We start from the raw sequence: 21,685 nt of genomic DNA, 5'->3' as shown, positions 1-21,685 counted from the left end.
CATTACTTTCTTATCCATCCTGTTGCAGTCTGGATATAGGTGCCCTTTGGTGCTGTGTCTTGCCACTGTTTTGCAAATATGCGTCTGACTCTGTCTATCTGTGAAGCTGGTATATGCAGAGCTTTAGCAACTTCTTTATAGAGCATGTTTCTGTCGCTATTTTCAGCATTGACCAATTTCTTTAGCTTTAATCTATCCTTCAGAGAAGCTGGTTGCTTGTAAATCTTTAGGAATCCGTTAAGCGTTTCACCTAAATATCCTTTCTGATAAAATGGCTTCATCTGGGAGTATCTTGCCTTCATACGCTGTTTTATTGCATTTATCGTGGCGTTTGTTGTGTTTAAAACATCACCAGCATAGGCCCTTGGAATGATAATCTTAAAGAAGAGGGATTGTGGCTGGATGTTCTGCCGTTGGTTGGCTTTTTCGCTTCTTATCTCGTTGACAATCTCCTTTGCTTTCTTTTTTACTTCCTGGGCAGGGAAGTAGATGTTAACCGTTACACAAGCATACAACAGTAGTGTTGCAAACACCCATAAAAATTTTGCTTTTCTCATTCTTTTACACCTCCTTTCTTTTTCATTACTCTTTTTATCCTGTTTAAAAAGTCATTCCACTCTATTTTGTTGTTTGAATTCATATTGATTACACTAACACCAACCAAAAAACCCTTCTTTACAATATATTCTTTATTGCCTTCTTTGTAAAGTCCATGTAAAGAGAAGATATTGTTCTTGAGTGTTGCCCTAAAGCCTATGCTTGAATAGGCGAAGTTTTTGAAAAACGGTATGGCGACACTTGCAATACCACCACCGACCTTCGATATACTGTTTACTGCCTTCAAAGATATTCTTTTGCTCACACCTTTTACATTCTCTGTCTTAACGAGCATTTCAAACTCAAGCGGATTTTTGAAATTCACAAGCTTTAAATCTTTAACATATCCTTCAACAAATCCCGTTACCCTTCCAAAGTCGGTCATGTCTGTAAGTTTTTTAAGATTTATGTGTCTAAAAGTTATATCACAGGCGAGTATGGGCAGTTTTCCTAAGATTAGCTTTATGTTTTCTATTTTTAGATAGCCGTCAAAAATTCTTACTGTCATATTACCCAATATGTTTATGAGTTTCTCTGTTCCGCTAATCTTTAGATTTGCCGATGCCTTGGCTATGTCTGTGTTTGCATAAGCCTTTATTTTTGAGCTTTCTATCTCTCTTTTTGCAAGGTTTAAGGTTAAATAAAAGGGCTCTATTTTTACTTTATTGCTTTTTATATTCACTTTCAGCTTTAAAACGCTATTGTCTGTTGTTGTTTGAATGTCTATTTCTGAATTTAATTTGCCTGTCTTAATCTCTTTAATCTTTATATATCCTTTGTGCTTTAGTTTCTCGTTTAATGCAACGGCTGTGTTTATTTTTATCTCTTCTGCTTCGATGTTTCTGTATTTTAATGTTGAGATTTCTACATTTAAGAAGGCTTTAAATTGTTTACTGTTTTTAATGTTGAGAAGAATTAGGGCTTTCTGTTTGCCTTTGAAACTCAAGTTATTTAAAAACTCGTTTTCTGTCGCAGAGATAATAAAATTCTTCGCTGCTGTTAAATTATCTGACTCTATTTTTACAGTTGTTCCTTTTGGGTTTTTGTTTATATCGACTGTGCCAATATTTCCTATTTCTATAAGAGCTCTTTTTTTGTCTATGTAAATAGTTGATGTTGTTGGATATGCAGAGAAGTCCATGTAATAATTTTCATAAATAATCGCATCGCCTTTGATTACTTTAAGGTTAACTGTTTTGTCTTTAAGCGAGATGTTGCCTGCAATGTTTTCTGAAGTAAATAGTTCGTAATCTGAACTTAGGTTGTCAAAAGAGATATTAAGAAGTTTTTTTTTAAGTCAAAAATTGAAGTCGGTATGTTGAATTTGAGTTTGTTGTCTAAGTTTATCTGATAGAGACTCGCCTTTATTATGCTCTGTTTTAAAAAGACACCAGCTTTTGAAATGTTGACTAAGTGTTTTTTGTATTTTGCCTGTAAATCTGATGTGTCAATTGAGCCAAAACTAACAGAAAATGGTGAGAGATTGATAAGAAGGTTTGTTATATATATAGGCTGTTTTATAAGAAGCTGAGCCTTGTCTTTTGTGAATGTTATACTTTTGGGTTTTATAAGCATTTTTGGGATTAGAATAGAATTAGAAGAGAAATTTAACTCTCCTTTTGCTTTCTCTATCTCTGCAGTGAGCGAAGAGTTTTTGTCTTTGAAGATTATTGTGCCGGTAAATTCTATATTCTTGCTTGTTAAGTTTATGTTCATTTTGCTTATCTTTATAGTCTTTTCTTTTGCTATAAGATTTAGTGTTAAGTTGTCTATCTCTATCCTGCCGATTTTTAATGCTGGCAGTGTGAAGTTTGAGCCTTTGGACTCGTTTTGACTGCTTAAGTTTATCTCTATTATCGGGTTTGTTAGTTTTAGATTTAGATTGCCCTTTTTGTCCAAATTAGCCAAAAGCTCATCTGCATCGGCTTTAATTTTGTCCGTTTTTATGCTGAAGCCCTTTATGTTTATGCTTGAAGCTGATTTTATGTTTAGTTTTTCAAAGCTTGAAGTTATGTTGTATTTTTTGAGATAGGCATTTATAGCTATTTTAAGAAGAGATGAGCTGTTTGTGAAGGTTATATAGCTTAAAAGAACCAAAATTATAGCGCTTAAGCCGACTATCGTTGCAACATATACTGATTTTTTCATCTTTTTAGTTTTATCTCTTTTCCTTTCTGGTCTATTATACCTTTATCTTTTAATTTTTTAAAGAGTCTTGATAATGTTTCTGCTGATACTCCTATGGCAGTTGCAAGCTCCTTTTTGGGTATGCTTAGGACAACCATATTTTTTTCATCTTTTAGATTGTTTAGATAGCTTATAAGTCTCTCTTCTGCATCGTCAAGCGATAGCTCTTTTATTCTTTTTGCCATAAAGTTGAGTCTCTGAGCAAAGACGCCAAGCAGCTTCATTGCAAATTCGGGATTCTCTTTTATCTTCTCGAATAATCTGTTTGAGTTTATCTCAAGCAGGAGAGTGTCTTCAATTGCTTCTGCACTAACAGGATATGTATCCTGCAAGAACAAAACAATTTCTGCAAAAGTTTCGCCTTTTCCTATTATATTTATAACCACTTCTTTGCCGTCTTCTGAAGTTTTGAATAATTTTACAAAACCCTTTACAACGAAAAACATACTATTGCCTTTTGAACCTTCAAGAAAGATAACTTCCTTTTTCTGTTTGTTTATGAGCCACGATACAGCGTTTATGTCATTAATGAGTTTATCGTCCTTTATATCAAGGGCATCTAAAAACAACTCTATTGCTTCTTTTTTATCCATTCTTGACCTAAATCAATTATTTTTTCATCTAAAAGTATATATTTAACGCAAGAAAAAAACAAGGAGGTGTGAACATGTCAATGTTCTGTTTTCAATGTCAGGAGACTTTAAGAAACCAAGCATGCACAGCAAAAGGCGTATGCGGTAAAGATGAAAGGGTTGCAAACTTAGAAGATGTGCTCGTTTACGTCTGCAAGGGTATAAGCGTTGTTGCTAAGAAGGCTGGCAAGGTTGATAAAGAAGTGGCTCACTTCATAGCAAAAGCCCTATTTACAACAATTACAAATGTTAACTTCGACGAAGATAGAATCGCCGATGCAATAAGGGAAGGACTAAGGCTAAGAGACCAGCTCAAAGCAAAATACAACATAAGCGACGAAGGATTGCACGATTCTGCAACATGGAATGGCTCAACAAAAGAAGAGTTTTTAGCCAAATGGGACGATGCAAAAATTCCAGCAGAGACAGACGAAGATAAAAGGTCTTTGAAAGAGTTAATGATTTATGGAATTAAAGGCATTGCCGCATACGGCGAGCATGCCTTAGTTTTGGGATATGAAAACCAGAAGATTTGGGATTTTATGATTGAAGGTTTGGCTGCAACAACAGAAGAGCATAGTGTTGATGAGTTAATCGGTCTTGTGATGAAGACAGGTGAGATTGCCGTTGATGTTATGGCTCTGCTTGATAAGGCAAACACCGAGACTTACGGTCATCCAGAGATTAGTGAAGTTAACATCGGCGTAAGAAATAATCCGGGTATTCTCATTTCTGGACACGACTTAAAGGATTTGGAAGAGTTGCTTGAGCAGACAAAGGGCACAGGCGTTGATGTATATACGCATGGTGAGATGCTGCCTGCAAACTACTATCCTGCATTTAAAAAGTATGAGCACTTTGTTGGAAATTACGGTAATGCGTGGTGGCAACAGGATAAGGAGTTTGAAGCGTTTAATGGACCAATTCTAATGACCACAAACTGTCTTGTGCCACCAAAGGATAGCTACAAAGATAGAGTGTTTACGACAGGCAATGTAGGATTTCCTGGTGTAAAACACATTCCAGATAGGGTTGATGGTAAACCAAAGGATTTCTCAGAAATTATAGAGCTTGCTAAAAAGTGCAAACCACCAACGCCGCTTGAAGAAGGCAAGATAATTGGCGGATTTGCTCATGAGCAGGTGTTTAAACTTGCCGATAAGGTTGTTGAAGCTGTTAAGAGTGGCGCCATAAGAAAGTTTGTTGTTATGGCTGGGTGTGATGGCAGACATAAGGCAAGGGAGTATTACACCGAGTTTGCAAAGAAGCTGCCTAAGGATACTGTGATTTTGACTGCAGGATGTGCAAAGTATAGATACATCAAACTCAATCTCGGCGATATAAATGGTATTCCAAGGGTGCTTGATGCTGGTCAGTGTAATGATAGCTATAGTCTTGCTGTGATAGCATTAAAGCTTAAAGAAGTGTTTGGCTTAAACGATATAAACGAGCTGCCGATAGCATACAATATTGCATGGTATGAGCAGAAAGCCGTTACAGTTTTACTTGCACTTCTTTATCTTGGCGTTAAAAATATTAAATTGGGTCCAACCTTGCCTGCATTCTTGTCTGAAAATGTTGCCAAAGTTCTTGTTGAGAAGTTCAACATCTCAACAATCAGCGATGTTGACTCTGACATGAAAGAGCTAATCGGATAATACCCACCTGCCCCCTGATTCTTTCAGGGGGCTTTTTCATAAATTGACAACCTTAATAAGTTGCTATATCATTTGAAAAATAAAAATGTTAGGAGATTGTAAAATGAAGGCTGAATTTACGGCAATAATTAGACCGGCCCCCGAAGGTGGTTATTGGGCTATCTGTCCGGAAGTTCCAGGAGCAAATGGTCAAGGAGAGACTGTGGAAGAAGCTAAAGAGAGTTTAAAAGAAGCTATAGAGCTTATCTTGGAAGATTTAAGAGAAAATGCTCTAAATAATTATCCTGCGGAAAATGTTATTCAAGATACCATAGTTATAGGATGAAAAGAAAAGATTTAGAGAAAAGATTAAAAGCTATGGGTTGTTATTTAAAAAGAGAAGGTAAATCTCATTCTTTGTGGATTAACCCTAAGACTGGTATTGTTGAGACCATTCCACGCCACAAAGAGATAAAAGAGCCGTTAGCTTGGAAAATTCTCAGAAGGCTGGGAGACGATAGAGAGATTTAATAAATAGAAACGAATTTTTAAAGATTTACTTTCTGGCGAGTTCAAAAGCTAAGCAGGCTTCTCTATCTGGAACGAAGACGCTTTGTGGTAGTAAAAATAGCTCATTGTTTTTTGTTAAGCCGAAATATGCGTGTTGTGGGTTTTTGCTCTCTCCAAATGTGATTTCTGCTATTCTTTGGTCTTGATTATTTGTAAATATCTCCATAACTTTAAAGATAATGCCATCTTTTAAGATAAACTCTTTTTCTATTTTTACAGGAAAATCTATGTTAAAGCTCTGTTTTTCTTCCGTTGGTTTTGTCTTTTTGAACGCAACCGAGTAAATTTGTCTTCTTTTTCTTATCCATCTGCGCTCGTATCTTGTCTCTATCTTCTCTTTTGCCGTCTCTATAACTCTTTTTTGAATATTCTCTAAATCTGTTAAACTGCAGGCTAATGATGAGCTTACTGCATAGGCTAAATTATCCGTTAAGAGTTTAAAAACTCCATTAACTGCCAATATTCTCTTTAGCTTTTTAATGGTATTTTTGTTTAAAAGTGCATGTTTTATCCTTTTGAATTTATACCAAGGCTCGGGAAAGTTCACATATACAGCATCGACACTGTTTTCTTTAAAGACGTCCAAGCAGTATTTTGCATCATAGTTTACTATTCTTACATTTTTTAAATTCTCGTCATTAAATCTCTTTGAAGCTTTTGCTATTGCTTCGTTTGATATCTCAAAGCCAATGAATGTGGTTGATGGATTATTTTTTGCCATTTTTGTTAAAAATTCTCCGTTTCCCATACCGAGTTCTAAGATAATTTTGTTCTTGGATTTTGCAAAATCCTTCAAATCGTTGGCTTTTATTAGGTATCTGTTTATTATCTGGCAATCCTTGTTTGTGTCTGTAAGATTGTGGTGAACTATTGAGCCCTGAGTCTCTTCTGCTATAAAACTTGCAAACTCAAATATTGCCTGTTTTATGTCGTCTGTTATGAGCGGGTATGTCGTTTTGTCAAGCTTAACGACTATTTTGCCGTTTTTCTGGTAGGTTCTTATAAAGAAATCATCACACTTTGTTGATACAGGTTTTATAAAGAAATCACCCTTGCTTGAGAAATATATATCTTTATCGCTGAAACCTATTATATCGGCGTCTGTTCTTATGACTGCATGTGGCATAATCAAAAAGGCGGGCTTTTAACCCGCCACAGATTACATCTTATTTTTTATCTCTCCAGCAACCCTTAAAGGCAATCCCCAAATATAGCAGAATGCTTCACCGTATTTGTGATTGAATGTATCGCCTGGGTCGTATGTTGCAAGCTCTTTCGAATACAATCCGTAAGGCGATTTTCTTGCAACGGATACGGCTTTGCCTTTGTATAGTTTTACTTTGACTGTGCCTGTTGCCCTTTCGTTTAGTTTGTCTGCAAAGGCATCCAATGCTTCCCTTAAATCGCAGAACCAGTATCCGTAATAAACAAGCTCTGCATACTTCAAAGCTAATTGGTCTTTTAGGTGCAGGGTCTCTCTGTCAAGAATTAGCTCATCTAAGCTTCTTTTTGCTTCAAGCAGCATAACGGCAGCAGGTGCTTCGTAAATCTCCCTTGATTTTATGCCAACGAGCCTATTTTCAACCATATCTATCCTTCCAACACCGTGTCTGCCTGCTATCTCGTTTGCCTTCTCGACAAGCTCAACGATGCTCATTTTTTGACCATTCAAAGCGACAGGAATGCCCTTTTCAAAGTCTATCTCGACATACTCCGGTTTGTCGGGTGCTTCAAGTGGATTTGTTGTCATTGAGTATATCTCTTCATCTGGCTCGTGATACGGGTCTTCTAAAGGGCCTGCTTCAACGGATAATCCCCAAATGTTTCTATCAATCGAATATGGTTTATCTTTCGTAACGGGAACAGGAATTCCATGTTTTTTTGCATACTCTATCTCTTCATCTCTTGACTTTAACTCCCACTCTCTAACGGGTGCTATTACTTTTATATCTGGTTTCAAAGCAACGGCAGATACATCAAACCTTACCTGATCGTTGCCTTTCCCTGTGGAGCCGTGAGCTATGGCGTCTGCTCCTTCTTTTTGTGCTATCTCTATCATCTTTTTTGTGATTAAAGGCCTTCCTAAAGCCGTTGCGAGCGGATATTTGCCTTCATATAAAGCGCCAAACTTGAACGCTCTCATCACATACTCGTTTAAAAACTCTTCCCTTACATCTTCAATATAGGCTTTACTTGCTCCAACTTTTAAGGCTTTCTCTTTGATGGGTTCTAAATCTTCATTTTGACCCAAATCAGCCGTATAGGTTATGACTTCACATCCATATTTATCCTGAAGCCATTTTACGATTACGGATGTGTCTAATCCACCAGAGTAAGCCAAAACAACCTTTTTAACTTTATCCATCTTAATCCCTCCCAATTAGTTTCATTATTGTTGCAAGTTGTGCATATGTTCTATTTTCTGCTTCGTCCCACACAACAGAGTGCTTCTCATCATCAATTACATCGGCTGAGACTTCTTCTTCTCTGTGAGCGGGCAAACAGTGCATAAAGATATAATCTTCTTTGGCAAATTTGGTAAGCTCTTTATTTACCTGATAGGATTTCATTAGAGCATGCTTTTTCTCTTTTTGCTCTTCTTGACCCATCGAAGCCCAAACATCCGTGTATATCAAATCTGCGTTGTTTACAGCTTCCTGTGGATTATCGGTAAGTGTTATCTTTGCACCGGTTGTTTTGGATAATTCCAATGCTTCTTTTACAACAACGCCGTTTGGTGCAAAATCGACAGGTGTTGCAACAGATAGTTCGAAGCCTACAACAGCTGCAGCATAAATCCAAGAGTTTGCCATATTGTTGCCATCTCCCAAAAAGGCAACCTTTATATTTTCAATGTTGCCCTTTTTCTCTTTGATTGTCATTAAGTCAGCAAGAACCTGACACGGATGGAGCAGGTCTGTCAAGGCGTTTATTACAGGAACAGACGAATATTTTGCAAATGTCAAGATTCTCTGGTGCTCGTAAGTTCTTATCATGATTATGTCAACATACCTTGAGACGACCCTGGCTGTGTCTTCAATCGTTTCTCCTCTGCCGAGTTGTATATCTCGTGGCGACAAAAACACAGCGTCACCGCCTAACCTTTTCATTCCTGTCTCAAACGATAGTCTTGTTCTTGTTGACGATTTCTCAAATATCATACCCAGAATAATGCCCTTTAGTGGCGTATAATCTTCTCTGTTTTTTATCTTTGATTTTATCTGGATTGCTTTCTCAATTAATTCTAAAATTTCATCTTTTGTTAAGTCTTTTAAACTCAAACAGTGTCTCATTTTTCTCTCCTTTCACACTTTACGCTTATTTTTTTGACAGCGGGCTTTAGCTTCTGTGTTCCGCCGCTTTGACTGATTATCTCTTTTGCTTTTGGTATATCTGTTATTATGCTGCCCATAAGGTATATGTTTCTGTTAAAGATGGAGCAGCTCATGGGCGTTGAAGGACCCATTATTGCAATAACTTTTGCTTTTTTAATCATCTCAAGCAGATTATCTATGGTTTTGTTGATGATTGAAGTTGCAGTCAAAATAACTATGTCTGCATCTTTTAGCTCAAAATATTCAGCATAATCGGGTAGGCTTTCTTCTCTTGGTGTTCTGTCGCATACGACAAATTGACCTGCCCTGCTTTTTATTGGCTCTATCAGTGGCGAAAAATAGCCAACCATCACAACTTTATCGCTCTTTGTGATGATTGAAACGATGTCTATATTTTCATCTTTTATCTCTTTAGAGTTTATTATCGCATTTGCTGTTGCTAAGGCAAGCGTTGAGTCAAGCAGATTGTATGAAAATATCTTCTCAAGAAGAAAATCAGCCCTTTTTCCTGTAAGTTCTCCTGCTTCTTTTAAGACGGTGCAGTTTTTTAGGTTAAGCTGAGAATAGAAGCTGTATGAGAGTCCAGCTATTGAGCCGTCAAGTTCGACGAGTGTATAACCCAAGCCAATCCTTACATCCGTTATTGTGCGTTTTTTTGCTTCGTCTATGGTTAGATTAAAAATGGTTTCGTGGATAAACATTTTATTCCATGAATTGTAAGATTCTGTTTAGCTTCTCTTCTATCTCGTCCATTGAAAAAACTCTGATGAATCTGTAAAGCTCTTTTGATTCAAGATAGATGCACACTGTCGGCACATTAAATATGCTTAACCTTCCCGATAGCTCTGTCAAATCATCCAAAAATACTTCTGCTGTCTCAACCTGTGTAAATCTCTTTTCCACTTTCTCTTTAACGGGTTTGCATGTTGCACAATCGTGTGTTGAAAAAACGACTATGACAGGTTTTTCACTTGAAATGAAAGAGTCAAACTCTTCGATACTCTCAATTTTTTTCATGGCACTTACCTTATCATAAATTGCTGCTATTTTCTAAAAATTTTGACAAAAATGCAAGTTAGAATGTTGGTGGGTGGTTAACCCAGATAACTTCTGTCTGCTTGTCTGATGGATTTCTCCATCTGTGTGGTATGTTGGAGTTATAGACAGCTGAATCGCCTTCTTCCAGCAGATACTTTTTTCCGCCCACTTCTATCTCAAGCTGACCTTTTAAGACAATAACCAGCTCTTCGCCGTTATGTGAATGTGGATTTGGGCCGCTTAAAGCACCCGGCTCAAGATACATATACAGCGCTTCTATCGTTGTATCTGAGAACTGTGGACGCAGAAGCTCATATCTTACCTTTGAGCGTTTGTTTTCAAACCTGCCTCTGTTTGCCTTTTTGACGACTATGGAGTCGATTGGTGACTCTTTTTCTTCAAATAGAGAGATTATGTTTATGTCTAAGGCATCTGCTATTCTTCTTAAACTTGAAATAGTTGGTGAAACTAAATCTCTTTCTACTTGAGATAAAAACCCTAAGGAACAGCCGGACTTTTTGCTTAAATCCCTTAGGGTCATATTTTTCTTTAGTCTAAACTCACGAATCTTGCTTCCAATTTTCATGATTTCAAAATATAGAACATTTTTTTATGAAAATCAAGATTAAGTTTCACCGAGATATGCTTTTCTTACATCTTCGTTTTCGAGTAGCTCTTTTGCATCACCTTCAAGAGTAATCTGACCATTTTCAAGCACATAGCCATAATCGGCAAGCTGCAGAGCTTGGGCAGCATTCTGCTCAACAAGGAGAATCGTTTTGCCTTGTTTGTTTAACTCTTTTAAAATATCAAACACTTCAGACACAATCAGCGGTGCAAGACCAAGACTTGGTTCATCAAGCATCAAAAGTTCGGGTTCACTCATCAGAGCCCTTGCTATAGCAAGCATCTGCTGTTCACCGCCTGATAGTGTTCCGGCTTTTTGATGAGCTCTCTCTTTCAGTATTGGGAATAACTCAAACATTTTCTCATAGAGTGGCTCAAGCTCTGAGTGTTTTTTGTTGAAACCGCCCATTCTTAGATTTTCAAGTATTGTCAAATTGACAAAAACTCTTCTACCTTCTGGAACCAAAGCTATTCCCATTCTTGATATTTTATAAGCCTGCGTTTTTGAAATATCTTTATCCTTAAATAGGATTTTGCCTTTTGGCTTTACGAGTCCTGCTATTGACTTTAATGTGCTTGACTTGCCTGCACCATTTGCACCGATAAGCGTTACGATTTTGCCATTTGGAACTTCAAAGCTTATGCCCTTTACTGCATGTATAACGCCGTAATACACATTTAAATCTTTAACCGTTAGCATGGAAATCTCCCAAATACGCCCTGATAACATCAGGGTTTTTCTGTATCTCTTCGGGTTTGCCTTCTGCTATCTTTACGCCGTGGTCTAAAACGGCTATCCTTTCGCACAGATTCATAACAAACTTCATATCGTGCTCTATGAGAAGAATAGTGAGATTGAACTTGTCTTTTATCTCCTGTATGAAATACATAAGATTGAGTGTCTCCTGCGGGTTCATGCCTGCAGCAGGCTCATCCAAAAGCAACATCTTAGGGCCTGTTGCCAATGCCCTTGCTATCTCAACCTTACGCCTTTCACCATAAGGCAACTCGCTCGCTTTAAAGTTTGCCTTGTCTGCAAGGCCAACGCTTTCTAAAAGCATCATTGCTTCTTCTCTCATCTGCTTTTCGTATCTGTAAAATCTTGGAGTTCTCAAAATTGCGTCGATGAGATTGTATTTAAGCTTATGATGGAATCCTGTTAAAACATTTTCTATTACCGATAGGTTTGAGAATAATCGTATATTTTGAAATGTTCTTGCCATGCCCAAAGAGACGATTTTATAGGGTTTCATTCCTGTGATATTTGTGCCGTAAAATATTATCTCTCCGCTTGTAGGTGTTAGGTTGCCCGTTATCATGTTGAAAGCTGTTGTCTTTCCTGCACCATTTGGTCCTATGATGCCGAATATCATGTGTTCATTAACTTCTATTGAAAACTGGTTTACAGCTGTTAACCCACCAAATCTCATTGTTATCTTATCGCACTTTAATATTACATCACTCATGGCTAAGCGTTATTTCCCCTTCCCTTTAGTTTACTGAACAACCAGTCCCACGAGAACTCTTTTTGTCCCATTATGCCTTCACGTGCAAATATCATTATTACAATCAAGAGAACAGAAAATATAACCATTCTCATGCCAGGTATTCCTGGTATGTGTAATCCAAATATATTCATAGGTTGCTCTACGACTCTTAAAAGCTCGTTTCCCCATATAACCAGAATTGTTGCAATAGCTGTTCCCGTCATACTGCCCAAACCGCCGACGACTATTATTATTAGTAGTTGGAAGGTTAGGAAAAATGTAAACATTGTTGGTGATATTGTTGTTATAAGATGTGCAAGCAACCCACCACCAACACCTTCAAAGAATGCTGCTGTAACAAAGGCTGCTTGTTTTATCCATAGAGTATTTATACCCATGGCGATTGCAGCATCTTCATCGTCTCTAATTGCTTTCATTGCTCTTCCAAAGGCTGAATCAACTATTCTCATTATTACTATCATGCTTACTACAGCCCATCCTAAGCACCACCAAATATTTGTGTAGCTTGCTATTCCTTTAAGACCTAAAGCGCCGTTAGTTATCGTTATTGTGTTGTTTGAGACTACTCTAATTGTTAAACCGAAACCAAGTGTTACGATAGCGAGATAATCTCCTCTAACTCTAAAAACCGGAAAACCAAGCAGAAAACCAACAATCGCTGTCACTACACCTGCTATTATTAGGGCAGGCAAGAACGACATGTGAAGATGTGCAAGCCAAGGAACCATTGGTTCGATAATAAACATTGCTTCTTTTTGGGCAGGTGTTAATGTTAGTATTGCAGCAACATAAGCTCCTATAGCGACAAACCCATTCGGTTCTAAGGAGAACTGACCCGTTACGCCGTTTATTAAATTGTAGCTTGCTGCAAGCATAAGAAATATAGCCGTTGTTTCCCATATTCTTATGGAGTAGGCTGTGAAGTTGTGGTTGCCGTACCAGAAAAACACAAAAATAGCTAAAATAAAAAGAGCCGTTAGTATATTATTTCTGTCTAATTTCATTTTTTAGAAGCGCCCCCTTTCAAGGTCTTCGCCCATTATACCTGTGGGCTTAAACAGAAGAACGAATATCAAAAACAGAAAGGCAAAGGCGTCTTTGTATCCTGCTAATGCAGGGAATAAGGCAACTATTAAGATTTCTGATATACCTATTATGAATCCACCGACTGCTGCACCAGCAACAGAACCTATTCCACCCAATACAGCGGCTGCAAATGCTTTAAGACCGGGCATTATTCCAATTAATGGGTTTATGGCTGGGTATCTCATAGCCCAGAATATTCCACCTAAAGCCGCTAAGAAGGAGCCTATTGCGAATACCAGCGATATTATCAGGTCAACATTTACACCCATTATTCTCACAGTTTCCATGTCCAAAGATAGTGCTCTCATGGCCATACCGTATTTGGTCTTGTGGAGCAGAACGAGAAGTATCCCCAGAAAAATCATAGCCACGATAGGTGTTATTATAGCTATGTTAGGAAATATGACGCCATGTATATTTATTGCTCCGCCAAAGACTGAAGGAACGGGAAAGGCTTTAGGAACACCGCCGTAAACGACCAAAAATAAATTCTCTAAAAAGAAGGATACACCGATGGCAGTTATCAAAGCTGAGATTCTGCTTGCGTTTCTTAAAGGTTTGTAGGCTATTCTATCAATAATAACTCCCAAAAGTGCTGTTGCAATCATAGATAGCAGGAATGCAGCCCACCACGGCATAAACATCATAGCTACACCTGTAAAGGCGAAATACATTCCTACCATCATAATGTCGCCGTGTGCGAAGTTTATAAGCCTTATAACTCCATAGACCATTGTATAGCCTATAGCCACCAAACCATAAAGACTTCCAAGAGATATGCCATTAACTAACTGTTGCAAAATAACTGTCGAGTTCATTTTTCCTCTCTCTTTTTAGGATTGGGTGGGCTTTGCCCACCCTGGAATTTTTTATGGATTGACCGTTGTTACATATACGAATTTGCCGTTTTCTACTTTTCTTATAACGGCGCTTTTTATAGCGTTGCCTGTTTTTGGATTAATGGTTATTACTCCAGTTACGCCTTTGAAGTTTTTAGTATGCCTTATCCAGTAATTGATTTTATCAGGTGTAGCCTTGCAGCCACCAGCCTTGTTGATTGCGTTTGCAAGAACGAAATATGCATCAGCTCCTAAAGCTGCCATAGCGTCAGGGTCTTCATGGTATTTTTTTCTGAATAGTGCTATGAATTTTTTAGCGAGAGGGGTTGCTGCTGCATGAACATCATAATGAGTTGTGAATGTAAGCCCATTAACTGCTTTTCCGCCAATTTTTAGAAGAGCATCGGCTTCTGCACCATCTCCCGCCATTATAGGTTGGTTTAAGCCATACTGCCTTGCCTGTCTTGCAAATAGGGAGATTTCCTGATAGTAAGATGGCATGTAAATAATCTGAGGATTCTTGTTCTTTAGGTCAGCTACTTGAGCAGAGTAATCTTGGTCTGTAGATTGGAAGAACTCAATAGCAACAATCTTGCCACCAAGTTTTTTAAATGCTTTCATAAATGCGTGGGCAAGACCTATAGAATAGTCTTGGTCTTTTTCTATCATTACAGCTGCTTTTTTAAGGTGAAGAGTATTATAAATGTATCTTGCTGCTACTTCACCCTGAAATGGGTCGATAAAACATACTCTTGAAATATATTTTTTACCCTTTGTCACCAGTGGATTTGTAGCAGAAGATGTTAGCATAGGAATGTGGTTTTTCTCGGCAATAGGAGCACCAGCCAGCGTATTACTACTTGATATTGCACCGATGATTGCTTTTACATGGTTCTCGGTGATTAATTTGCTTACTGCGTTTGCCGTCTCTACCTTCATTCCTTTGTTGTCAAGGAGAATTAGATGGATTTTACAGCCACCTTTTACTGTCGGTTCCATTGATTGGGCAAGCTTTGCTCCCTTCCAAGCGCTTTGACCAAATGCTGCAATTAGGCCTGTCATAGGCCATACAACACCAACTTTAATCTCTTTGGCAAGGCTTGCACTTGCCAAAAACGAAACGGCAACCAATACCGCTACGAGCGAACTTAACAATCGCTTCATAGCCCACCTCCTTAAAATTTGTTGCTAAGGTTATATTCCAACCTAAAATCCTTGTCAAGACAATAATTTTTGTTTTTTAGTTTAGAATGGTGAAAAAAGTAAATTTTGTTCTAAATATTGAACTGACATTTTTAAGAAAACGCTTTCTCTATAAGGTTATATTGGAATGTTTAGTAAATTAAAAAACTCGATATGAAATTCGTGCTCGAACTTTTCCATGATTAAATTTTTTAAATTTCGATTAGTTAACTAACATACTATTACTTAACAATAAGCTATTTGACATGGGTGGTATTATTAGGTAAAATGTTAAAAACATTACACATATAATACTCAAAGGGGGGAGCGATGAGGCTAAACAAGATTATGTGTGCAAATAGGGGGGAGATAGCCATCAGAGTTTTTAGGGCTGCAACAGAGCTTGGCAAGAAGACTGTTGCTATCTATTCCGAAGAAGATAAGTACTCTCTGCACAGATACAAGGCAGACGAAGCCTATCTTATAGGCAGAGATAAAAACCCAGTTGAAGCGTATCTCAGTATCGATGAGATTATTGATTTAGCTTTGAGAAAGGGTGTAGATGCTATTCATCCGGGTTATGGTTTTTTAGCTGAATCTGCCGAGTTTGCCAAAAAGTGTTCGGATGCGGGTATAAATTTTATAGGCCCAAAGCCTGAAGTTATAAAGCTATTTGGCGATAAGCTGCTTTCCAAACAGCTTGCTAAATCCTGTGGTGTGCCTGTTATTGAAGGCTCTGATGAGAATGTAAAAACACCCGACGATGTTAAAAGAATAGCATCGCAGATTGGCTATCCTATAATGATGAAGGCAACGGCAGGCGGTGGTGGCCGTGGGATTAGAATAGCAAACAACGACAAAGAAGTTGACGAAAACTTTGATATCTTAAAAAGAGAAGCTCTTAAAGCCTTTGGAAGAGATGATGTTATAGTTGAGAAATATCTTCCAAACCCAAGACATATAGAAGTTCAGATACTTGCGGATTTGCACGGCAACATTGTTCATCTCTATGAGAGAAACTGCTCTATTCAAAGAAGACATCAGAAGATGATAGAGATTGCGCCAAGTCCATCCCTACCGTTAAGGGTGCTTGAAGGTTTATACGATGCCGCTTTGAAGATAGCAAAAGAAGCCGATATCACATCTGCTGCGACGATTGAGTTTTTAGTAAGCAATGGTGATTTTTATTTCCTTGAAGTAAACCCAAGAATTCAGGTTGAACACACAATAACAGAGCTTATTACGGGTGTTGACCTTGTTCAAAGTCAAATACTCATAGCTGAAGGCAAAAAGCTATCAGACAAAGAGATTGGCATATACTCTCAAAGCTCTATTAGAAAGGAAGGATACGCAATCCAGTGCAGGATAACGACAGAAGACCCAGAGAACAACTTTATGCCAGATACAGGTGAAATTCAGGTTTACAGAAGCCCTGCAGGTTTTGGTGTAAGGCTTGATGCTGGCAGTGCTTACGCTGGTGCAAGGATTTCGCCGCATTATGATTCTTTGCTTGTTAAGGTTTCAACATGGGCTTTAACCTATGAGCAGGCAGCAAAGAAGATGGGAAGGGTTTTAAAAGAGTTCAGAGTAAGAGGCGTAAAAACAAACATCCAATTCCTTGAAAATGTGATAACGCATCCAAGATTCTTAAACGGCAAGTTTGATGTCAATTTTGTCGATAGCACGCCCGAACTTTATAAATTCCCAAAAAGAAGGGATAGAGCAACCAAGGCTTTGAAGTTTCTTGCAAATAATATTGTGAATAATCCATCTAATGCCGTTATAGATGATAAAACTGTTCTGCCAACGATACCTGTTTATACTGCTCCTTTTGGTGAAAAACCACCAAAGGGCTGGAAGGATATCTTAGACGAAGAAGGCGTTGAAGGTGTTATATCTAAGATAAAGGGTTCTAAAAGACTTCTTATAACCGATACGACTTTTAGGGATGCACACCAGTCTCTGCTTGCAACAAGGGTAAGGACAAAGGATCTGCTCAATGTTGCAGATTTATACGCCTATCACTTGAACGGATTGTTCTCTCTTGAGATGTGGGGCGGTGCAACCTTTGATGTGGCGTATAGATTTTTGAAGGAATCACCATGGGATAGACTGCACAAGTTGAGAGAGAGAATACCAAACATTCTGTTTCAGATGCTTTTTAGAGCATCTAATGCTGTTGGATACACCAATTACCCGGACAATGTTGTTAAGGAGTTTGTAAGACTTTCTGCCGAAGCCGGTATAGATGTGTTCAGAATTTTTGACTGTTTCAACTGGGTTGAACAGCTCAAACCGGCAATGGAAGAAGTTAAAAAGCAGGGTAAAATCTGTGAAGCTGCCATAAGCTATACGGGTGATATTTTGGATAAAACAAAAACCAAATACACACTTGATTATTATGTAAAACTTGCAAAGGAGCTTAAGAGTGCAGGTGCTGATATAATTGCCATAAAGGATATGGCTGGGCTTGTAAAACCTTATGCGGCTAAGGTTTTGGTTGAAGCGATTAAGAGCGAGACGGGATTGCCTATTCATTTCCATACGCACGATACAAGCGGCAATGGAGAAGCTGCTGTCTTGATGGCTGCAGAAGCTGGTGCTGATATTGTTGACCTTGCGATGAGCTCAATGGCTTCCCTAACCAGTCAGCCAAGTTTGAACTCTATACTTGCGGCGTTAAAATTTACAGAGAAGAAGCCAGATATTGATGAAGATAAGGCTCAAGAAGCTGCCAACTATTTTGAAAAGGTTAGAAAGTATTACTTCCCATTTGAGAGTGGCCTTAAAGCACCAACAGCCGAAGTGTATGAGCATGAGATACCCGGCGGGCAATATTCAAACCTGATAGTTCAGGTTGAAAGCTTGGGTTTAATTGATAAGTGGGAAGAGATAAAGAAGATGTATAAGAAAGTCAACGATATGCTGGGTGATTTGATAAAGGTTACGCCATCTTCAAAGGTTGTTGGTGATTTGGCACTGTTTATGGTTCAAAACAACCTTGAGCCAGAAGATTTGTATAAGAAGGGTGATAATCTCTCATTTCCTGATTCTGTCGTAAGTTTCTTTAAGGGTATGCTTGGTCAACCTTATGGCGGATTCCCAGAGAAGCTTGCAAAGATAGTCTTAAAAGGCGAAAAACCGATAAAAGAAAGACCGGGTAAACTGCTGGGTGATTACGATTTTGATAAGGCAAGAAAAGAGCTCAAAGATAAATTTAAAAGGGATTTTACAGACGAAGAAGTTATATCTTATGCGCTCTATCCGAATGTGTTTGTTGACTATGTGAAGTTTGTCAACGAATACGGCGATGCGTCAATTTTTGACACAAAATCGTTCTTCTATCCGTTGAAAAAACAGGAAGAGATAGAAGTGGAGATAGAAGAAGGCAAAACCCTGTTTGTCAAATATATAAACATGAGTGAACCGAACAAGAAGGGCTATAGGCGCGTGTTCTTTGAGTTGAATGGACAGGCAAGAAGTGTTGATGTAAAAGACGAAAAAATCGCATCGAGCATAAAGAGTAATGTGAAGGGCAATCTTGACGACCCGAAGGACATATGCGCCATGATGCCGGGTAAGATAGTCAAAATAAACTTCAAAGAAGGCGATAAGGTCAAAAAAGACGATGTAGTTGTTATTACGGAAGCCATGAAGATGGAGACGAAGATAAAAGCATCAACGGACGGTGTTGTTGAAAAAATTTACCTAAAAGAAGGCGATACTATTGAAGCAGGAGATTTAATAGTTAAGCTTAAATAGTTGTTGATTTAAGTAAAAATATTTATATTATTAGGAGAAAAAAGTTGGTTTTATAGGGATGGTGTGAACTTTAGGCTGACTGTTGAGAACGATATAGGCTGTTTGCCCGTTGTTAAAGCGTTTATTTCTAAATCTGCTGAAGTTGCAGGTTTTTCAAAGGAGAGTCTTACTCGTTTTGAGCTAATAGCTGAAGAGTCGTTTGTCTATATACTGAGAAACTCGTTTGAAGAAGACGAGAAGGGTTTAGTTGACATAGATGTCAATATAGACGAGTCTCACCTATGCATATCATTTAGGGATAAAGGTATTCCGTTTGGAGATAGAGTTGCTGAGAATGACCAGTTTAGCAAGCTTCAGTTAGCTCTGCTTAAAAACACATGCGATAAGATAGAGTGGCTCAATCATGGAAAAGAAGGAAAAGAGCTAAAAATAACATTCTTCAGACCCAAAAAAGATATAACCCAGTATGCCATTCCTTTTTTAAGCAAACATTTAGAGCCAACAGATAATATATCCATAGAGCTTCTTAATCCAGAAGATGCATATCAGGTTTCTCAGTTGATATATAAAACTTGTGGCTATACCTATCCGTCAGAAGATGTGTATTATCCTGAAAGGATTGAAGAGCTTAATAGAAAGGGTGGGCTTATTTCTATTGTTGCTATTGATAAAACTTACAACAGGATTGTTGGTCATTATGCAATAGAAAGACACGGATTTTACGATGTTGGAGAGATAGGTAAAGCCATAGTTGAGCCTTCGTATAGAGGCAGAGGCATTCTTTCAAAAATGAGAGAGAAATTAGAAGAGACAGCCAAGAGTCTAAGGATGAAAGGTATATTTTCTCAGCCTGTTATGAGTCATACAAGGACGCAAAAGGTGAACGAGAAGTTTGGCTCTAAGGTGTGTGGTGTATCATTTGGACTTGTTCCAAAAAACTTTAATTACAAGAAGATGGAGATAAAACCACTCTCAGAAAGGGAGACTTGCCTGTTTTACTTTAAATCTCTGTCTAAGGAACATTTAGGCGTGTTTATACCTGAAAAACATAAAGATATGATAGAGAAGATATATGTTCATCACGGTTTTGAGATAGAAGAGCCAAAACCTGTATATTTTAAGACAACAAAGTTGGATGCAAAATACAATACTTCTTGGGGTTTTGGAACAATAAATGTGGTAAAGGTTGGTAAAGACCTTTTTGAAAAGATTAAGGCTTCCTTTAATCACATTAGGTTTACGACACAGGCTGAAGTTATATTTCTCAATATATCGTTGGGAGATAGACCTATAGACGACGAGATAGAAAAAATAGAGTCGCTCGGTTTTTTCTTCAGTGGCATAATACCTTTTGGGTTTTTTGGCAAAGATTTAATCCGTTTTCAGTATCTTAATACGCTTGTGAATGTTGAAAGGTTGAAGGTTTACGGAGAGTTTGCAAAAGAGTTGTTTGGATACTCTGTTTCAATGATGAAAAGGGTGTTTGAATAAGCCGTGTTAGATATTTTTAAGAACAACAGATACTTTTTGAGATTTTTTTTATCCCGTTTTATATCCTGCATAGGCGATAGTGTTCATTCCCTTGCGCTTCTATGGATAGCCTATCATTACGGTAAATCAGGAATAGTCTTAGCAGCTGTTATGATATCATTTTCACTTCCTGCTATGCTTATCTCACCTATTGCAGGTGCAGTAGCTGACAGCAAAAAAAGACAGAGAATAATGGTAATAACAGATATTGTGCAGGCGTTAAGCGTTTTTGGGCTGGCTCTTTTGGCTTTTTCTGGAAAGTTAAACTTAGGGTTCATTTTGCTCTTTACCGTTTTTATGTCTATAGCTTCTGGATATTTTCAGCCTGCTTCATTAGCTTTGGTTCCACAGATAGTAAGGGCAGAAGATTTAACAAAGGCAAACGCTTTGGTCAGGATAAGCACAAGCTTCAGCGCCGTTATAGGGCCTGTTATAGGTGTTGGTTTGATAGCTGCTATCGGTGTTCCTCTTGCATTCTTGGTTAATGCTTTATCTTTTGGTGCATCTGCCTTGCTATTGTATGGAATAAAAGCAGAAAGGCCAGCGTCTAATATAGAGAAAGGTTCTTATTTTGATGCCTTAAAAGATGGTTTTGGTTTAATAAAGAAGTACACGATAACATCAACGCTTATAGGAAAACTTGCTATTATAAACCTATTTTACGGTTCTCTTGTAATTATTATACCGATAATAGCAGAGAGCGTGTATCACTCGGGCGCAAAGGGAATGGGTTTTATGATGGCAAGCTTTGGGTTTGGTATGTTTTTGTCGTCTATTTTGCTTGGCAATGTGAAGATAAAGGCAAAGGAGAAGTTTCAGCTTGCAGTTGGTCTTCTTGTTTTGGGGATTATGTTTGTCGTATTGGCTAATTTACTCTTTTTCTCTGTTTCACTTATAACGCTTTTTGCTATAGGCTTCTCTATAAACTTTTTAAATGTGACGATACTTTCACTGCTTCAAAGAAAATTACCCAATGAGATTTTGGGAAGGGTTATGTCGTTTTTGAGTGCCGTTTCGTTCTCTTTGATGCCTGTTAGCTATGCACTAACTGGTTTTTTAGTGTCTTTGATTGGTGTTAAATGGATACTTGTTGTAGCTGGAACTGCTATAGGGTTGAGTGGGTTAAGAATCGCTGTTATTAAGGATTTTGACTAA

General features: G+C 38.0%; 20 protein-coding genes and 1 pseudogene. 6 read left to right on the top strand and 15 right to left on the bottom strand.

What is annotated here, in order from left to right:
• Positions 1–2 precede the first annotated feature (2 nt).
• The 4 genes from G415_RS0107570 to G415_RS0107555 all read right to left on the bottom strand — a co-directional run bounded on the left by G415_RS0107570 (position 3) and on the right by G415_RS0107555 (position 3,377).
• On the bottom strand, positions 3–557 hold the full coding sequence (locus tag G415_RS0107570) for a DUF1318 domain-containing protein (RefSeq protein ID WP_022671074.1): 555 nt from the start codon (positions 555–557) through the stop codon (positions 3–5).
• Entirely contained in the window at positions 554–1,738 is a 1,185-nt protein-coding gene (locus G415_RS0107565) for a hypothetical protein (protein WP_022671073.1), read from the bottom strand. Before G415_RS0107565 ends, G415_RS0107570 begins: the two co-directional genes overlap by 4 nt.
• Positions 1,739–1,854: 116 nt before the next feature.
• Positions 1,855–2,745 carry a hypothetical protein gene (locus tag G415_RS0107560; protein ID WP_022671072.1) on the bottom strand — a complete coding sequence of 297 codons (891 nt, stop codon included), beginning with the start codon at positions 2,743–2,745 and terminating at the stop codon, positions 1,855–1,857.
• Positions 2,742–3,377 (bottom strand): Crp/Fnr family transcriptional regulator, encoded by a 636-nt coding sequence (locus tag G415_RS0107555; protein WP_022671071.1) that lies wholly within the window; start codon positions 3,375–3,377, stop codon positions 2,742–2,744. Before G415_RS0107555 ends, G415_RS0107560 begins: the two co-directional genes overlap by 4 nt.
• A gap of 74 nt (positions 3,378–3,451) precedes the next feature.
• On the opposite strand from G415_RS0107555, the gene hcp reads away from it, so the two are divergent.
• The 3 genes from hcp to G415_RS0107540 all read left to right on the top strand — a co-directional run bounded on the left by hcp (position 3,452) and on the right by G415_RS0107540 (position 5,584).
• Positions 3,452–5,074 (top strand): hydroxylamine reductase, encoded by a 1,623-nt coding sequence (hcp, locus tag G415_RS0107550; RefSeq protein WP_022671070.1) that lies wholly within the window; start codon positions 3,452–3,454, stop codon positions 5,072–5,074.
• Between the two features lie 103 nt (positions 5,075–5,177).
• Positions 5,178–5,399, top strand: coding sequence for a type II toxin-antitoxin system HicB family antitoxin (locus G415_RS0107545; protein WP_022671069.1), 222 nt, complete (start codon positions 5,178–5,180; stop codon positions 5,397–5,399).
• Positions 5,396–5,584, top strand: a complete 189-nt coding sequence (locus G415_RS0107540) for a type II toxin-antitoxin system HicA family toxin (RefSeq protein ID WP_022671068.1) — start codon at positions 5,396–5,398, stop codon at positions 5,582–5,584. The genes G415_RS0107545 and G415_RS0107540 overlap by 4 nt, the downstream gene beginning before the upstream one ends.
• A gap of 25 nt (positions 5,585–5,609) precedes the next feature.
• Here the strand turns inward: G415_RS0107540 and trmB are convergent, their stop codons facing one another.
• From trmB to G415_RS0107485, 11 genes and pseudogenes are all read right to left on the bottom strand, one after another.
• Positions 5,610–6,749, bottom strand: coding sequence for a tRNA (guanosine(46)-N7)-methyltransferase TrmB (gene trmB, locus G415_RS0107535; RefSeq protein WP_022671067.1), 1,140 nt, complete (start codon positions 6,747–6,749; stop codon positions 5,610–5,612).
• A gap of 33 nt (positions 6,750–6,782) precedes the next feature.
• Positions 6,783–7,988, bottom strand: coding sequence for an argininosuccinate synthase (locus G415_RS0107530; protein WP_022671066.1), 1,206 nt, complete (start codon positions 7,986–7,988; stop codon positions 6,783–6,785).
• Position 7,989: 1 nt separating this feature from the next.
• Positions 7,990–8,916, bottom strand: coding sequence for an ornithine carbamoyltransferase (gene argF / locus G415_RS0107525; RefSeq protein ID WP_022671065.1), 927 nt, complete (start codon positions 8,914–8,916; stop codon positions 7,990–7,992).
• A complete protein-coding gene (locus G415_RS0107520; protein WP_022671064.1) occupies positions 8,913–9,659 on the bottom strand; it encodes a DUF364 domain-containing protein in 747 nt (248 codons plus the stop codon). The genes argF and G415_RS0107520 overlap by 4 nt, the downstream gene beginning before the upstream one ends.
• 1 nt (position 9,660) lies before the next feature.
• Complete coding sequence (locus G415_RS0107515) at positions 9,661–9,975, bottom strand: thioredoxin family protein (protein WP_022671063.1); 315 nt, start codon at positions 9,973–9,975, stop codon at positions 9,661–9,663.
• A 58-nt stretch (positions 9,976–10,033) separates the two neighbouring features.
• A complete protein-coding gene (locus G415_RS0107510) occupies positions 10,034–10,582 on the bottom strand; it encodes a helix-turn-helix domain-containing protein (RefSeq protein WP_022671062.1) in 549 nt (182 codons plus the stop codon).
• A 257-nt stretch (positions 10,583–10,839) separates the two neighbouring features.
• Positions 10,840–11,323: pseudogene (locus tag G415_RS0107505) on the bottom strand (ABC transporter ATP-binding protein); the annotation flags it as partial.
• Entirely contained in the window at positions 11,310–12,089 is a 780-nt protein-coding gene (locus tag G415_RS0107500) for an ABC transporter ATP-binding protein (protein ID WP_022671060.1), read from the bottom strand. The gene G415_RS0107500 and the pseudogene G415_RS0107505, both read right to left, overlap by 14 nt.
• Positions 12,090–12,091: 2 nt before the next feature.
• Positions 12,092–13,135, bottom strand: a complete 1,044-nt coding sequence (locus G415_RS0107495; protein ID WP_022671059.1) for a branched-chain amino acid ABC transporter permease — start codon at positions 13,133–13,135, stop codon at positions 12,092–12,094.
• 3 nt (positions 13,136–13,138) lie between these two features.
• The gene (locus G415_RS0107490) at positions 13,139–14,035 is read right to left on the bottom strand and encodes a branched-chain amino acid ABC transporter permease (protein ID WP_022671058.1); all 897 of its coding nucleotides are present in this window, start codon (positions 14,033–14,035) and stop codon (positions 13,139–13,141) included.
• A 51-nt stretch (positions 14,036–14,086) separates the two neighbouring features.
• Entirely contained in the window at positions 14,087–15,220 is a 1,134-nt protein-coding gene (locus tag G415_RS0107485) for an ABC transporter substrate-binding protein (protein WP_022671057.1), read from the bottom strand.
• Between the two features lie 348 nt (positions 15,221–15,568).
• Between G415_RS0107485 and G415_RS0107480 the strand changes: the two genes are divergently transcribed.
• The 3 genes from G415_RS0107480 to G415_RS0107470 all read left to right on the top strand — a co-directional run bounded on the left by G415_RS0107480 (position 15,569) and on the right by G415_RS0107470 (position 21,685).
• Entirely contained in the window at positions 15,569–19,000 is a 3,432-nt protein-coding gene (locus G415_RS0107480; protein ID WP_022671056.1) for a pyruvate carboxylase, read from the top strand.
• 63 nt (positions 19,001–19,063) lie between these two features.
• A complete protein-coding gene (locus G415_RS0107475) occupies positions 19,064–20,491 on the top strand; it encodes a GNAT family N-acetyltransferase (RefSeq protein ID WP_022671055.1) in 1,428 nt (475 codons plus the stop codon).
• Between the two features lie 3 nt (positions 20,492–20,494).
• On the top strand, positions 20,495–21,685 hold the full coding sequence (locus tag G415_RS0107470; RefSeq protein ID WP_022671054.1) for an MFS transporter: 1,191 nt from the start codon (positions 20,495–20,497) through the stop codon (positions 21,683–21,685).

Origin of the sequence: Hippea alviniae EP5-r (assembly GCF_000420385.1) — a bacterium.
Taxonomy (GTDB): Bacteria; Campylobacterota_A; Desulfurellia; order Desulfurellales; family Hippeaceae; genus Hippea; species Hippea alviniae.
Note: the sequence above shows the minus strand (reverse complement) of the source record. Positions and strands in the feature narration are given on the sequence as shown.